15 protein-coding genes are annotated in these 13,693 nt (G+C 69.6%); 9 read left to right on the top strand and 6 right to left on the bottom strand.

The window, feature by feature from the left end; translation table 11 throughout:
• Nucleotides 1–72: 72 nt before the first annotated feature.
• Nucleotides 73–804, top strand: a complete 732-nt coding sequence (locus KIK09_RS25500; protein WP_214321866.1) for a Gmad2 immunoglobulin-like domain-containing protein — start codon at nucleotides 73–75, stop codon at nucleotides 802–804.
• 84 nt (nucleotides 805–888) lie between these two features.
• On the top strand, nucleotides 889–1,530 hold the full coding sequence (locus tag KIK09_RS25495) for a TMEM175 family protein (RefSeq protein ID WP_214321865.1): 642 nt from the start codon (nucleotides 889–891) through the stop codon (nucleotides 1,528–1,530).
• Nucleotides 1,531–1,653: 123 nt separating this feature from the next.
• Here KIK09_RS25495 and KIK09_RS25490 read toward each other — a convergent pair whose 3' ends face one another.
• Entirely contained in the window at nucleotides 1,654–2,451 is a 798-nt protein-coding gene (locus KIK09_RS25490) for an isocitrate lyase/PEP mutase family protein (RefSeq protein ID WP_214321864.1), read from the bottom strand.
• 59 nt (nucleotides 2,452–2,510) lie between these two features.
• Nucleotides 2,511–2,852 (bottom strand): DUF5713 family protein, encoded by a 342-nt coding sequence (locus KIK09_RS25485; protein WP_214321863.1) that lies wholly within the window; start codon nucleotides 2,850–2,852, stop codon nucleotides 2,511–2,513.
• Nucleotides 2,853–2,947: 95 nt separating this feature from the next.
• Between KIK09_RS25485 and KIK09_RS25480 the strand changes: the two genes are divergently transcribed.
• From KIK09_RS25480 to KIK09_RS25460, 5 genes are all read left to right on the top strand, one after another.
• The gene (locus tag KIK09_RS25480) at nucleotides 2,948–3,364 is read left to right on the top strand and encodes an SRPBCC family protein (protein WP_214321862.1); all 417 of its coding nucleotides are present in this window, start codon (nucleotides 2,948–2,950) and stop codon (nucleotides 3,362–3,364) included.
• An 82-nt stretch (nucleotides 3,365–3,446) separates the two neighbouring features.
• Nucleotides 3,447–4,466, top strand: coding sequence for a LacI family DNA-binding transcriptional regulator (locus KIK09_RS25475; RefSeq protein WP_214321861.1), 1,020 nt, complete (start codon nucleotides 3,447–3,449; stop codon nucleotides 4,464–4,466).
• A 149-nt stretch (nucleotides 4,467–4,615) separates the two neighbouring features.
• Nucleotides 4,616–5,848, top strand: a complete 1,233-nt coding sequence (locus KIK09_RS25470; RefSeq protein ID WP_214321860.1) for a retropepsin-like aspartic protease — start codon at nucleotides 4,616–4,618, stop codon at nucleotides 5,846–5,848.
• A gap of 31 nt (nucleotides 5,849–5,879) precedes the next feature.
• Complete coding sequence (locus KIK09_RS25465; protein WP_214321859.1) at nucleotides 5,880–6,314, top strand: MarR family winged helix-turn-helix transcriptional regulator; 435 nt, start codon at nucleotides 5,880–5,882, stop codon at nucleotides 6,312–6,314.
• Nucleotides 6,311–6,652 (top strand): ester cyclase, encoded by a 342-nt coding sequence (locus KIK09_RS25460; protein ID WP_214321858.1) that lies wholly within the window; start codon nucleotides 6,311–6,313, stop codon nucleotides 6,650–6,652. Before KIK09_RS25465 ends, KIK09_RS25460 begins: the two co-directional genes overlap by 4 nt.
• A gap of 7 nt (nucleotides 6,653–6,659) precedes the next feature.
• On the opposite strand, the gene KIK09_RS25455 is transcribed toward KIK09_RS25460, so the two are convergent.
• Genes KIK09_RS25455 through KIK09_RS25440 form a run of 4 tightly spaced genes read right to left on the bottom strand, consistent with a single transcriptional unit; the run spans nucleotide 6,660 to nucleotide 11,350 of the window.
• On the bottom strand, nucleotides 6,660–8,447 hold the full coding sequence (locus tag KIK09_RS25455) for a glycoside hydrolase family 127 protein (protein WP_214321857.1): 1,788 nt from the start codon (nucleotides 8,445–8,447) through the stop codon (nucleotides 6,660–6,662).
• Nucleotides 8,440–9,204 (bottom strand): carbohydrate ABC transporter permease, encoded by a 765-nt coding sequence (locus tag KIK09_RS25450; protein WP_214321856.1) that lies wholly within the window; start codon nucleotides 9,202–9,204, stop codon nucleotides 8,440–8,442. Before KIK09_RS25450 ends, KIK09_RS25455 begins: the two co-directional genes overlap by 8 nt.
• The gene (locus KIK09_RS25445) at nucleotides 9,201–10,100 is read right to left on the bottom strand and encodes a carbohydrate ABC transporter permease (protein ID WP_214321855.1); all 900 of its coding nucleotides are present in this window, start codon (nucleotides 10,098–10,100) and stop codon (nucleotides 9,201–9,203) included. Before KIK09_RS25445 ends, KIK09_RS25450 begins: the two co-directional genes overlap by 4 nt.
• The gene (locus KIK09_RS25440; protein WP_214321854.1) at nucleotides 10,097–11,350 is read right to left on the bottom strand and encodes an ABC transporter substrate-binding protein; all 1,254 of its coding nucleotides are present in this window, start codon (nucleotides 11,348–11,350) and stop codon (nucleotides 10,097–10,099) included. The genes KIK09_RS25445 and KIK09_RS25440 overlap by 4 nt, the downstream gene beginning before the upstream one ends.
• A 114-nt stretch (nucleotides 11,351–11,464) precedes the next feature.
• Between KIK09_RS25440 and KIK09_RS25435 the strand changes: the two genes are divergently transcribed.
• Nucleotides 11,465–12,466: a LacI family DNA-binding transcriptional regulator gene (locus KIK09_RS25435; RefSeq protein WP_214321853.1), complete on the top strand. Its 1,002-nt coding sequence runs from the start codon at nucleotides 11,465–11,467 to the stop codon at nucleotides 12,464–12,466.
• 122 nt (nucleotides 12,467–12,588) lie between these two features.
• On the top strand, nucleotides 12,589–13,692 hold the full coding sequence (gene chvE, locus KIK09_RS25430) for a multiple monosaccharide ABC transporter substrate-binding protein (protein ID WP_250573763.1): 1,104 nt from the start codon (nucleotides 12,589–12,591) through the stop codon (nucleotides 13,690–13,692).
• Nucleotide 13,693: the final 1 nt, after the last annotated feature.

Below are 13,693 nucleotides of genomic sequence, written 5' to 3'. Positions count from 1 at the left end.
CCGCCGCGCGGGTCGCATTGAGCCAGGAGCGGTGACGTGCGACGATGCGGGCTGGGGCGTCGAGGGGAGACCATGAGAGTTCGGATCGCCGTGACGGTGCTGGCGCTGGCGGCCGGGTGCGGCACCGGCGGCACGCCCGCCCTGAGCTCCACGCCGGCCTCGAGTTCGGCTACCGCCTCGAGTTCCCCCGCCGCCCAGAAGACGGACGCGCTGCCGCTCTGGCCGTTCTCCAACCGGCAGGAAGCCCGCAACTGGCAGGAGTCCTACCGCCAAGGCGGCCACTCGCCCTGGCACGTCGACGCCGCCTTCACCGCGGTCGCCTTCACCCAGGGCTTCCTCGGCTTCACCGAGCTCGACCAGGCCGTCAAGACCGACATCCGCGGCGAGGACGCCCTGGTCCAGGTCGGCTTCAGCCCGCAGGAGGGCGAGACGCCGCAGGTCGCCGCGACGGTGCACCTGATCAAGTACGGCAGCGGCCCCAACACCCCGTGGGAGGTCGTCGGCGCCGAGGGCTCCGGCATCGCCGTCACCACTCCGGAGTACGGCACGGCCGCCCACTCACCCGCCATGGTCAGCGGCACGCTCACCGGCGCCACGGGGAACGTGCAGATCCGCTTCCTCCAGCCCGGCTCCGAGAAGCCGCTCGCCGAATCCCAGGCCATTCCCGTGGCGGGAGCCTGGCAGACGACGGTCCCGTTCACCGCCAAGACGGATCAGGTCATCACGGTCGTCGCCGCCACCGGCGGGCACGTGGCCGACGTGGAACGCTTCGCCGTGACCGCTGTCACCCCCGGAACCCGCTAGGACATACCCGGGTCCGCCCGCAATGCACTCGAAATCCCGACATGGCAGGATACGCACCTGAATTTGCTGCCTGAGGGAGTGTGCGTGGCTGACAAGGAAACGAGCCCGGGAGCCGTCGAACGGGTGGCGTTCTTCTCCGACGCGGTGTTCGCGATCGCGTTGACCCTGCTGGCCCTGGAGCTTCCGGTGCCGGAAGGCAAGGAGCTCGGGGAGTTCCTGGCGTCCTTCGGCCACCACCGCGACGAGTACGTCGCCTTCCTGCTGGCTTTCGTCGTCGTCGGCGGGACGTGGCTGGCACATCACAAGCTGTTCCGCTACATGGCGGCCATCGACACGCTGCTGATGATCATCAACCTGGTGGCGTTGTTCGCGCTGATCCTGGTGCCGTGGGCCAGCAAGGCGCTCGACACGGCGGAGGACGGGTCGGGCATCGCGCTGTACTCGCTCGTGATGGCGGTGATCGGCTATGCGAACCTGTGGCTCACCCTGCACGCCAGGCGGGCGGGGCTCATGCGGGAGAACACGCCCAAGGATCTGTTCGACGGCATCTGGGTGAAGGCCGCGATCCCGGGCTCCATGTTCGCGGTGTCCGTGCCCCTCGCCCTGGCCATCCAGAGCAAGGTCTACCTCATCTGGCCCGTGGGCTATCTGGGCATCGCCGTCTTCTACACGATCAGACGCCTCACCCGCCCGCGAACCGTCCCTCAGGACCAGCCCGGAACCTAGCCGCACGACCGCCGCTCACCGTCGCAGGTCGCCGCTCAGGTCGCGACCCTGAGCGGCCGGGCTCACGGTCGCGGGTCGCTGGCGGGGCCGAGGGCATGGGCGGCCGGTGCTCAGGTCGCCGGTCTAGCTGAGGGCGCGATTGAGCCGGTCGTACGGCAGGGCGTCCGCGGTCGCGTCGTAGGTGCCGTGCGTGAGCAGTTCCGTGGCGGCGCGGGCGGCGAGGCCGTAGGCGGCCTGGGCGATCGCGGAGCCGAGGCTGACGCGCACCACCCCGGCGGCGGCCAGCTCCTTGACGGCAGGCGCGCCCGCCCAGGTCATCACGGCCACCGGCAAGGGGCCGTCGGCCAGCCGGGCCAGGGCGTCCAGATCGACCAGGCCGGGCACGAAGACGCTGTCCGCGCCGGCCTCACGGTAGGCCGCGGCGCGTTCCAGTACCTCCGCGAGGGAGCCGCTGCCGCCCAGGAAGACGTCCGTGCGGGCGTTGATCCAGACCGGCACCTCGAGGCCGTCGGCCGCCGCCCTGGCCGCGGCCAGCCGTTCCGCCTGCACGGCAGGGGAGTACAGCACGCCGCCCGCCTGCCGGTCCTCCAGGTTCACGCCCACCGCGCCCGCCCGGACCACGGCCGTCACGGTCGCGGCCACGTCGTCGTAGCCGGCCTCGATGTCGGCCGACACCGGCACGCCCACGGCCCGCGTCAGCCGCTCGACCACCGCCGCCACCCGCTCGGCGCCCAGGTCCGCCCCGTCGGGGAAGCCCAGTGACCAGGCCATCCCGGCGCTCGTGGTGGCGATCGCCGGTGCTCCCGCCTCGACGACGGCCACGGCAGATCCGACGTCCCACGCGTTGGCCAGCAGCAGCGGATCGCCTCGACGGTGCATCTCGGCGAACGCCTTTGCCTGCCGTATCTGCTCGTTCGACATGAACCCCATCCTGCTGGCGCCGCCGGCCGCAGTCTGGCCGGATTCGGACACGATGGGGTTCACCACTCGCGCGGGGCGATCAGCTCCTCCGCGTCCGCGTCGGCGAAGCCGTACGTCGAGGCCACGAACCAGAAGTCGTCGCCGATGACCTCCCGCGCGACGGTCTCGATCTCGCTGCCCGCCTCGTCGAACTCGGCCTCCAGGTCGTTGAACTCCTCGGTCGCGGCGTGCGTCAGGGCGTACAGCGCGGGCAGATCCGCCGGTGGCGCGGCCTCGATCCGCTCGCACAGCCGCAGCAGGATCGCCCTGCCCTTGTCGACGAGATGATCGGGAAAATACCCGTCGTCGTACATGCCCTTGAGGAACGGGTGCCCGGCCGCCTGGGGGTTGGTCAGCGTCATGCCGTCAGGCTGCACCACGCCTCCGACAGGACCGGGCTGGACATTTAGTCTTCGTGTAGATAATCTGTGCGCAGGCTAAATGAGGAGGCAGCATCATGTGGGAGTACGAGCACAGCGTGGAGACCACCGCCGGGCGTGAGGTGCTCTGGCAGCACTGGTCGGACATGGCGGCGTGGCCGCAGTGGAACGCGGGCATCGAGAAGATCGAGATCGACGGGCCGTTCGCCGTGGGCACCACGTTCACCATGACGCCGCCGGGGGACGAGCCGGTGACGATGCGCATCATCGAGCTCGTGCCGGGGGAGCTGTTCACCGACGTGATGGACGCCGGGGACATCGTCGTCACCACCGTGCACCGGCTGGAGAAGGCCGAAGGCGGGCGCACGCGGGTGGTCTACCGGACCGAGATCACCGGCCCGGCCGCCGACCAGGTCGGGCCTGAGCTCGGCCCGGCCATCACCGGCGACTTCCCCGACGTGATCGCCGCCCTGGTGGCGCTGGCGGAAGGCTGATCCACGCGAACACCGGGCGGCCGGGCCGCCCGGTCCATGAACCCGAGCGCGGCTGTTAGCGTTACCCCGGAGGGGTGATCGAATGGCCGCCAAGTCGCGCTCGAACCGGCCCGCGGTGCTCGCTGATGTGGCCGAGCTGGCCGGGGTGTCGGCGATGACCGTGTCACGGGTGCTCAACTCGCCCGAGCTGGTCGCGGCCGAGACCAGGGCGCGGGTGCAGGCGGCGATGCGCCAGGTCGACTACCACCCCAACGCCGCCGCCCGCCGCCTGGTCACCGGCCGGTCAGGGCTGCTCGGGGTGGTCAGCATCGACACCACGCTGTACGGCCCCGCCACCATGCTGTACGCCATCGAGCGCGCCGCCAGGCAGAGCGAGTTCACGGTCAGCATCGCCAGCATCGGCATCCTGACCCGCAGTTCCATCGAGGAGGCCGTCGACCGGCTGCGCGAGCAGTCGGTCGACGGCATCGTCATCGTGGCCCCGCACGAGTCGGCGGCCGAAGGGCTCAGCCACCTGCCAGAAGGGCTGCCCGTGGTCGCGGTCGACGCGGGCGAGAACGTGCCGGTGCCCGTGGTCATGGTCGACCAGCGGGCTGGGGCGGTGCGCGCGACCCGGCACCTGCTCAGCCTGGGACACCGGACCGTCTGGCACGTGGCGGGCCCCGCCGACTGGAACGACGCCACCGCCCGCATCGCGGGCTGGCGGGAGGTGCTGGAGGCCGAGGGGCGTCCGGTGCCGGAGATGCTGCGCGGCGACTGGAGCTCGCGCTCGGGCTACCAGCTGGGCAGGAGGCTGGCCGCCGATCCTTCGGTGACGGCGATCTTCGTGGCCAACGACCAGATGGCGCTCGGCGTGCTGCGGGCGCTGCGCGAGGCGGGCAGGAGCGTGCCCGGCGAGGTCAGCGTGGTGGGCTTCGACGATGTGCCCGAGTCGGCCTACTACTGGCCACCGCTGACCACGGTCCGCCAGGATCTGGCCGAGGTGGGGCGGCGGGCGTTCGAGCTGCTGCTCGAGCGGATGGCGGGCGGCGATGACGGGCGTCATCTGATCGAGCCGGAGCTCGTCCTCAGAGACTCCACCGGCGCCGCCCCACGCGACTGACGGTGACCTTTGGCCTGGATCGTGGGAATCGTCGAGCGGCTGGAAACGAGGAGGAAACGCGCCGGCGGCTTTGATGCCTTGCTGTGACTCATACCGACACAGACGAACAGTTCAGCCGGCGGCGATTTCTCCGGCGCACAGGCCTGGCCGTGGCAGCCGGCGCCCTCCTGCCGCTGGTCGAGAGCTCGGCAGGCCGCGCCTCGACCTCGGCGAGCAACGCCGATCCCGATCAGCTTTTCAAGGCCGGCCGGTTCGACGCGGCCGATCGGGGTTATGCGTCCCTGTTGCGTAAGGATCCCGCGAACGCGCACGCTCTCGCGGGACGCGGGCGCATCGCGTTGTTGTCCCATGACTTCCGGAACGCCGAGCGTTTCCTGGCCCGGGCCATCGAACTGGCGCCCGACGACAGCTTCGCCAGACGTCAGCTGGCCGATTGCTTCATCCGGCAGGACGAGGTCGCCCGGGCGGTGCCCCTGCTGCGCGGCACCGGAGACCCGACCGACGCGGCGTTCGCCGACCAGTACGCAGCCGTGGGCGGCAGGTCGTATCGGATGAGCGGCGCGCACAAGACCCGGGTGCCGTTCGTCTCCGTCGATCCCCTGCCCAGCGTGCGAGCCTCGATCAACGGGGCGCGGGCCAGGACCTTCCTGATCGACACCGGTGCCACGCTGGCGCTGCACTCGACCACCGCGCAGGAGGCGAACCTGCGCGCGGTGGCCACCAGCACGACCCATCCTGCCGGGCAGACCCTGACCACTTACCACGGCGTCATGGACTCCTTCCGGCTGGGTGGCATCGAGCTCGGCGACGTTCCCGTGGTCTGGTACGACCTGAGGGTCCCCGACCTTCCTGACGGCACCAAACCGGCCGGGGTGATCGGCACGACGCTGCTCTACCACTTCATCGCCACCATGGACTACGCCGGTCGGGAACTGGTCCTGCGCCGCAAGACCGCCGCGCAGGTGCGCGAGCTGCGGGCCGAGGCCGGACGCGCCCGTACCGACCGCCTGCCGTTGTGGATCGCCGGCGACCACGTGCCGTGCTCGCTGGGCAGCGTCAACGACGAAGGGCCACGGGTGGCCTCCCTCGACACCGGCGGCATGAACCTCGCCATCATGATGAACGAGCAGAACGCCAAGAAGGCGGGGGTCGCGATCGACTACGACCACCCTGAGGACCTGGGCGGAATGAAGGGCTACCCGATCGCCCCGGACAGGATCCGCCTCGGCAGGGCGGAGGCCAGGAACGTCACCGGCCTCGCCGCCGACTGGCCGTGGCTCGGCCTCTTCGGGTTCGACACGATCGGCAACTTCACCCACGAGTTCTTCAAGCCCCGCGCCATCACCTTCGACTACGCGAGCATGGACTTCTATATCAATTGATCGGATCAAGAGTTGACGATATAAAGAGATCGTGCGTGAAGAGACGTCCGAGGACATGTTCTTCCGTGAGCTCGCAGGCACCTGCGCCGAGCTGCGGCAGGCATTCGCCCGACACGTGGGCATGAGCCCTCACCGAGTGCGACTGCTCATCCGGCTCTGGCGTGACGGCGAGACCAGCCACAGCGACCTGCGCCACGTGCTGGCCATCGACGGTGCGAGCGTCACGCGGCTGGTGAAGGAATTCGAGACCGAAGGGCTGGTCAGCCGTCGCCTGGCCCCGGAGGACAACCGCTACACCCTGGCCGCGCTGACCGCCGCGGGCGAGCGGGTCGCGGCCGACCTGGAGCGATCGCACCAGGTGTACCAGGAACGGTTGCTCGACGGCATCACCGCAGAGCAGCGGGAAAACGTGCTGGACGTTCTGCGCCACGTCCGGACGAACATCCTCGAACAGGAGAGTCCATGACAGACGACGTGCGGGCCGCCGCCCGGCGTATGTACGCCGCGTTCAACGCCCATGACCACGCCGCTACGGCGGAGATCTTCACCGCGAACTTCTACAGCCACCCGCTGGGCACTGTCGGACCGCAGAGCGTCACCCAGGCATGGCAACGGTTCCATGAGGCTTTCCCCGATGCCCACGTCGTCGTCGAGGACATGGTCGTCGAAGGTGACACCGCCGCCGTCCGCACCAGCGTGCACGGCATCCCCGGCCAGCCGTCACCCACCATGCTGGAGATCTTCAGGGTGCGCGACGGGCGCATCGCGGAACTCTGGGGCCTGTCCTCCCTGCAGCGCGCCTGACGACTTCCTACGCACGCGGTAGCCAGACGCGCATGGTGGCGGGGCCGCGGTTGCCCCAGCGGTGATAGGGCACCAGCCGCAGCGCCACGTCCTCGCCGTCGTCCCGCGCCTGCACCGCGGTGTACGGCCAGCCGCCCGGAGCCGTGGCACGCACCCTCGCCTGGACCTCCAACTCGACCACACCGTCCACCTCGTGCTCCACCACCGGTGCGACAGGCACACCCACCCGGGCCAGCGGCGGGTCGTCGCCGAGCGCCTCGGCGCAGTACACCAGCGGCCCGCGCTCCACCGCCGCCGTGCCGCGCAGCGCGTCGACGCGGGGATCGGGGAACGTCCACCGCGGCACCATCGGCAGCTCGAGCCTGATCTCGTCCCCCGGCCGCCACCGCCCCTCGGTCGTGGCGTAGCCGGGATGCACGTCCAGGCCGTGCGACATGGTCGCCCCCCTGGCCCACGACGGGACACGCAGCGAGATGCGGCCCTCGCCCGGCTCGAGCACCCGCACCACCACCGTGCCCGACCACGGGTAGCCGGTCTCCACCCGCACGCGCAGCGAGCCGCAGGCGATCTCGCCCGGGGTGAAGTGGTGGATCTGGATGCCGCGCGAGTCGCCGGTGGCCAGGTAGGCGGGCAGCGAGGCGAGCGTGCGGGCCAGGTTGCTCGGACAGCAGGACACGTCGAACCAGGGCGAGCGCAGCCCGCCCTCGGCCGCGTGGTTCACCCCGGTCAGCGGCTCGGCGGGCACCCTGACCTGCAGCGGGTTGGCGTAGAAGAACGAGCGGCCGTCCAGCGCCGTCGCCGTGGCGAGCAGGTTGTACATGGTCCGCTCGGCCAGGTCGGCGTACCTGGCCTCGCCGGTGGCCAGCAGCAGCCGGTGCGACAGCATGATCGACGCGATCGAGGCGCAGGTCTCGGCGTAGGCCCGGTCGGGTGGCAGCTCGAAGTCGTCGCCGAACGACTCGTCGGAGTGCCGCGAGCCCATGCCGCCGGTCAGGTGGGTGCGCGCGGCGACCGTGCGCTCCCACTGCGCCCGCACCGCCGCGAGCAGGTCGCCGTCGCCCGTCTCCACGGCCACGTCGACCGCGCCACACGCCAGGTAGAGGGCGCGTACGGCGTGCCCGCGCAGCACCGTGGCCCGCCGTACAGGGAGGTCGTCCTGGAAGTAGGCGCGGCCGAAGGGGACGTCGGCCAGCGCGGGCAGGCCGCGGCGCTCGACGAGGCGGCGGGCCATCTCCAGGTAGCGCTCGGCGCCTGTCGCGCGGTAGAGCTCGACCAGGGCCATCTCGATCTCGGGGTGGCCGCAGGTCTCGCGGGTGTCCATGAAGCGGCGGCAGACGTGGTCGGCGGCGCGCCGGACGACCGCGGTGAGCTCGTCCTCGCCGTGGCGGCGGAGCCTGGCGACGCCCGCCTGGATGAGGTGGCCGTAGCAGTACAGCTCGTGGCCCCACTCGAAGTCGGTGTAGCGGGCGGCGGGCCAGCGGGTGTTGAGGTAGCCGTCCTGCTCCTGGGCCGCGGCCACGGTGGCCGCCAGTTCGGGCAGGTCGGGGTGGTCGGCCCAGGCCATGGCCTCCAGGAGTTTGTAGACCTCCGAGTCGCTGAACTCCCGGCCGCGGCGCGGCAGGTCGCCGCGGAAGTTGCCGATCCAGCCCTCCTTCTCCATCCACTCCCGGCAATGGGCGATGATCACTTCCCGGTTGAGCCTCACCCGGTCGCCCCAGAAGCCGGGCGCCGGCCGTACCGCGTCGAGACCAAGGGGGGACAGCACGCCCGAGGACGGCAGGACGGGACTAGCCACGCAATGCTCCTGACATGAATCCGCGCACGTAGTGGCGCTGCAGAATGACGAAGAGGATCAGGCAGGGGAGGGCCATCGTCATCACCCCGGCCTGCAACATGCCGTAGTCGATCGCGCCGAACGTGCGCTGCGTCATGCTGACCACGGCCACCGGCAGGGTGAACGACGAGCCGTCGTTGAGCAGGATGAGCGGCGCGAAGAAGTCGTTCCACGAGGCCAGGAACGCGAACAGCCCGACGGTGACCAGCGCAGGCCGTACGGCGGGCAACAGGATCGCGCGGAAGGCGCGGAAGGTGCCGCACCCGTCGACCAGCGCCGCCTCCTCCAGCTCGCGGGGGACGGCCTCGAAGGCGTTGCGCATCATGTAGAGCGCGAACGGCAACTGGAACATGACGAACACCAGCGCCAGGCCCACCAGGGAGTTCTGCAGGCCGAGGTAGCCGAGCAGGACGTACAGCGGGATCAGGATGGTGGCGTAGGGCACCATCAGGATCGCCAGCGTGGCCAGGAACAGCAGGTTCCTGCCGGGGAAGGGGAAGCGGGCGAAGGCGTACCCGCCCAGCGCCGACACCGCCAGCGTCCCTGCCACCGTCATGGCCGACACCAGCACGCTGTTGGTGGCGTAGGTGCCCAGCCCCTCGCCGAAGCCGGCCATCCGCACGTAGTCGCCGGGATCCTCCAGCGAGGCCCAGCCACTCCAGACCAGCGGGAACAGGAACAGGATGGCCAACGCGCCGGCCGTGGTCCAATACCTCAATTCGACCTCCTCAGCACGCGCATCTGCAGCGCGTTGAGCGCGACGAGCGCCACCAGCAGCACCACCGACAGCGCCGCGGCGCCGCCCAGGTCGAAACGGAAGAACGCCTGGCGGTAGATGACCATCACCATCGACACCGTGCTGTTGTCCGGCCCGCCGTTGGTGAAGATGAAGAACTGGTCGAAGGCCAGCAGCGAGCCGGTGATGCTGAGGATCAGCATCAGCGCGATCGTGGGCCGCAGCAGCGGGAGCGTGATCTTGGTGAAGATCTGCAGGCGGTTGGCGCCGTCGCTCCTGGCCGCCTCGTAGACCTCGACAGGGATCGCCTGCAGGCCCGTGAGCAGGATCAGCATGTTGAAGCCCGCGAAGCGCCACAGCACCAGCGCGATCGTGGAGAACAGCGCCATGTTCGGGGTGCCGATCCACCTGACGGGTTCGTGGGTAAAGCCCAGCGCCCGCAGCATCGGATCGATCGGGCCGAAGTCGCTGTTGAGCATGCCGTAGAACAGCAGGGCGGCGGCGGCGAAGCCGACCGCGCCCGGCAGGAAGAACGCCGTCCTGAAGAAGGCGACCCCCGGCCTGCGCTCCTGCACCAGCAGGGCCAGGCCGAGCGCGAGCGCCGACAACAGGACGGTGATGATCACGGTGTACTTCAGCGTGAAGGCGACCGAGTCGAGGAACAGGGGATTGTCGCTGATCTTGGCGTAGTTGTCCGGGGCGTTGAGCGTGGCGGAGCCGAGCAGCGGCCAGTGGTTCAGCGACATCCACACCACCAGCGCCAGCGGCGCGATGAACAGCAGGCCCACGATGGCCGCTGTCGGTGCCGCGAACAGCCAGCCCTGCAGGCGCCTGCTGTGCCAGACGGAGACAGGCGCCCTGGCCGGGGTGAGCGTCATTGCTGGAGCGATTTCGTGACCTCGGCGTTGAGCTGCGGCAGCTTGCCCGGGTCGCCGAACACCGCCTCGCGGGCCAGGCGCAGCCACGGCCCCTGCGGGTCGTTGTAGGTCTGCCCGAACCGCAGCGCGTACGGGGTCTGGCCCTTGGCCACGAGCGAGTTGATCAGCACGACGCGGGGATCGGCGGCCGAGTACTTGTTGCCGGCAAGGTCGGTCCGCGCGAGGACGTCCTTGTTCTTGGCCATCACCTCGACCTGGGCCTCGTCGCCGACCGTCCAGGACAGGAAGTCCCAGGCGGCGTCGGCGTTCTTCGAGGTGGAGCTGATGCCGATCGAGTCGCCGCCGACGAAGGTCGACTCGCCGCCGTCGGGGCCGGCGATCGGGGTGACGCCGATCTTCATGCCGGCGGGCATCAGGCCGAGCGTGGTCGACGGCATCGGCATCACGCCGATCTCACCCTTGGGGAAGAAGCCGGTCCAGGTCGGGCCCTGCTCCTCCTTGGTGGTGGGGCCGGACACGCCCTTGGCGTACAGGTCGTGGTAGACGGCGAAGACGTCGGTCATCGGCGGCCTGTCGTTCAGCGAGGTGGTGCCCTCGGGGTTCATGACCTGGCCGCCCGCCGCCCAGACCGAGGGCCAGAACGTGAAGACGTAGCAGCCGCCGCAGTTGCCGCCGAAGAACGTGCCGTGCACCTTGCCGCCGCTGCCCAGCTTCTGCTGGATCGTGGTGGCCTGCTCGGCGAACTCCTTGAGCGTCGTGGGCCCCTTCTCGGGGTCGAGTCCGGCCTTGGCGTACAGGTCCTTGTTCCAGAACCAGACCGACAGATCCAGGGTGTGCGGCAACGTGTACTGCTTGCCGTCCATGGTGCCGAGCTTCATGTGGGAGGGGGCGAGCGTGTCCTTGAACGGCAGCTTGGCGATGCGGTCGGTGATGTCCAGGAACAGGCCCTGCGAGGTGTAGTTGGGGACGAAGATGACGTCGGAGGCGAACACGTCGGGCAACTGCCTGGCGCCCGCGGCCGCGGCGATGCGCGGCTGGTAGTTGTCGGTCGGGATGACGGTCAGCTTCACCTGGTTCTTGTGTCCGGCGTTGTAGGCCTTGACCAGCCGCTCGCTCTGCGCCTGCGTGGCAGCGCGCGTCCACATGGTGATCGTGACCGGGCCCTTGGCAGGCTCGCCGCCGCTTCCGCAGGCCACGACTGTGAGCGCTAACATCGTCGCGGTGGCGATACCGGCCAGCGGTCGTATCATCGCTGTCTCCTTCGGCGGGGCCCCGAATCTAAAAGGTTTTCGGAAACGTAGAAGAAACGTTGAGGCCTGTCAATGGGTGTTAATGTCCGTTGAGTCCGAAAGGGGTTTCGATACATGGTGAAGCGGCGCGCCACGATCACCGACGTGGCCTCGTTGGCCGGGGTCTCCATCGCCACCGCGTCCAAGGCGCTCAACGGGCGCAGAGACGTGCGCGACTCGACCCGCGAGCGCGTCCTCGCCGCCGCCCGCGAGCTCTCCTTCGAGCCGAACGCGCTGGCCAGGGGGCTGCTGTCGGGGCAGACGCGCACGGTGGGGCTGCTCACCTCCGACAGCGCGGGCCGCTTCGGCATCCCGGTGCTGCTCGGCGCCGAGGACGCCTTCGGCGCCGGGGAGATGGCCGTGCTGCTGTGCGACGCCCGGGGCGATGCCATCAGGGAGCAGCATCACCTGCGGGCGCTGCTGTCGCGCCGGGTCGACGGGCTGATCGTGGTGGGGGAGAGCACCAACCCGCGCCCGCCCCTCGGCCGTGACCTGCCGGTTCCCGTCGTCTACGCCTATGGTCCCTCCGAGGACCCCGGGGACGTCTCCTTCGTCCCTGACGACGTGGCCGGCGCCGCGATGGCGGTGCGGCACCTGCTGGCGATGGGGCGCCGCAGGATCGCCCACGTCACCGGCCCGCCGCACTACCAGGCTGCGCAGGACAGGGCCGAGGGGGTGCGGGTGGCGCTCGCCGAGGCGGGGATCGCCCAGGCCGGGGAGACGCTGTGGGGGCCCTGGTCGCAGCGCTGGGGCAGGCATGCCGCCGAGATGCTGCTGCAGGCCGAGACCGAGGTCGACGCGGTGTTCTGCGGCAGCGACCAGATAGCGGCCGGGCTGCTGGAGATCGTGCGCGAGCGCGGCGGGCGGGTGCCCGACGACATCGCGGTGGTCGGCTACGACAACTGGGAGGTGCTGTCCGCCGAGACGCGCCCCGCGCTGACCACCGTGGACATGAACCTCGAACGCCTGGGCCGCACCGCCGCCCAGCACCTGTTCGCGGCCATCGACGGCAAGGCCACGCCCGGCGTCCACCGCATGCCCTGCCAGCTCGTCATTCGCGACTCGACCGCGCACTAGCGCTACCGCCTTTACCTTCTCACGCATTGACGCGACTGAATGTTAGCGATAACAATCTCCTCCACACGAGCAGAACTTCGTGCTGCTTGATCAATGACCACCCCCTTCGCTAGGAGTCCACGATGAGGTTGGGACGAATCGGTGGCGTCGTGTCCGCCATCGCGGTAGCCGCCGCCATGTCCGCCTGCGGATCCAGCCAGAAGACGGTGGACGTGCAGTCGTCCACCGGCACGAGCGCCGCCGGCGCCCTGATCGGTGTCACCATGCCCACCAAGTCCTCCGAGCGGTGGATCCACGACGGTGACAACGTCAAGGCGGGCCTGGAGAAGCTCGGCTACATGGTCGACCTCCAGTACGCCGAGAACGACATCCCCACCCAGGCCAACCAGATCGAGAACCAGATCACCAAGGGCGCCAAGCTCCTGATCATCGCCTCCATCGACGGCACCGCGATCACCTCGCAGCTGCAGCAGGCCGCCGACAACAAGATCCCGGTCATCGCCTACGACCGGCTGATCCGCAACAGCCCCAACGTCGACTACTACGCCACCTTCGACAACTTCAAGGTCGGCGTGCAGCAGGCCACCTCCCTGCTGAAGGGCCTGGAGGCCAAGAAGGGCCCGTACAACGTCGAACTGTTCGGCGGCTCGCCCGACGACAACAACGCCACCTTCTTCTGGAACGGCGCGATGTCGGTGCTCAAGCCGAAGATCGACGACGGCACGATCAAGGTCAAGAGCGGCCAGACCGACTTCAAGACCGCGGCCATCCTGCGCTGGGACCCGGCCACCGCGCAGAAGCGCATGGAGGACATCCTCACCAAGACCTACAGCGGCGGCGCCAAGGTCGACGGCGTGCTCTCGCCCTACGACGGCCTGTCCATCGGCATCCTGTCGGCGCTCAAGAGCAACGGCTACGGCACCAGCGGCCAGCCGTACCCGGTCGTGACAGGTCAGGACGCCGAGCTCGCCTCGGTGAAGTCGATCGTGGCGGGCGAGCAGTACTCCACGATCTTCAAGGACACCCGCCAGCTCGCCGAGACCACCGTCAAGATGGCCGACGCCGTGCTGAAGGGGAGCAAGCCCGAGGTCAACAACACCAAGGACTACGACAACGGCACCAAGGTCGTGCCGTCCTACCTGCTCGAGCCGGTGATCGTGGACAAGAGCAACTACGAGCAGGTCATCATCGGCGGCAAGTACTACACCGAGGACCAGATCAAGTGAT

Source organism: Nonomuraea sediminis, from assembly GCF_018531495.1.
Classification (GTDB): domain Bacteria; phylum Actinomycetota; class Actinomycetes; order Streptosporangiales; family Streptosporangiaceae; genus Nonomuraea; species Nonomuraea sediminis.
This window is presented reverse-complemented; position numbering and strand designations above follow the sequence as displayed.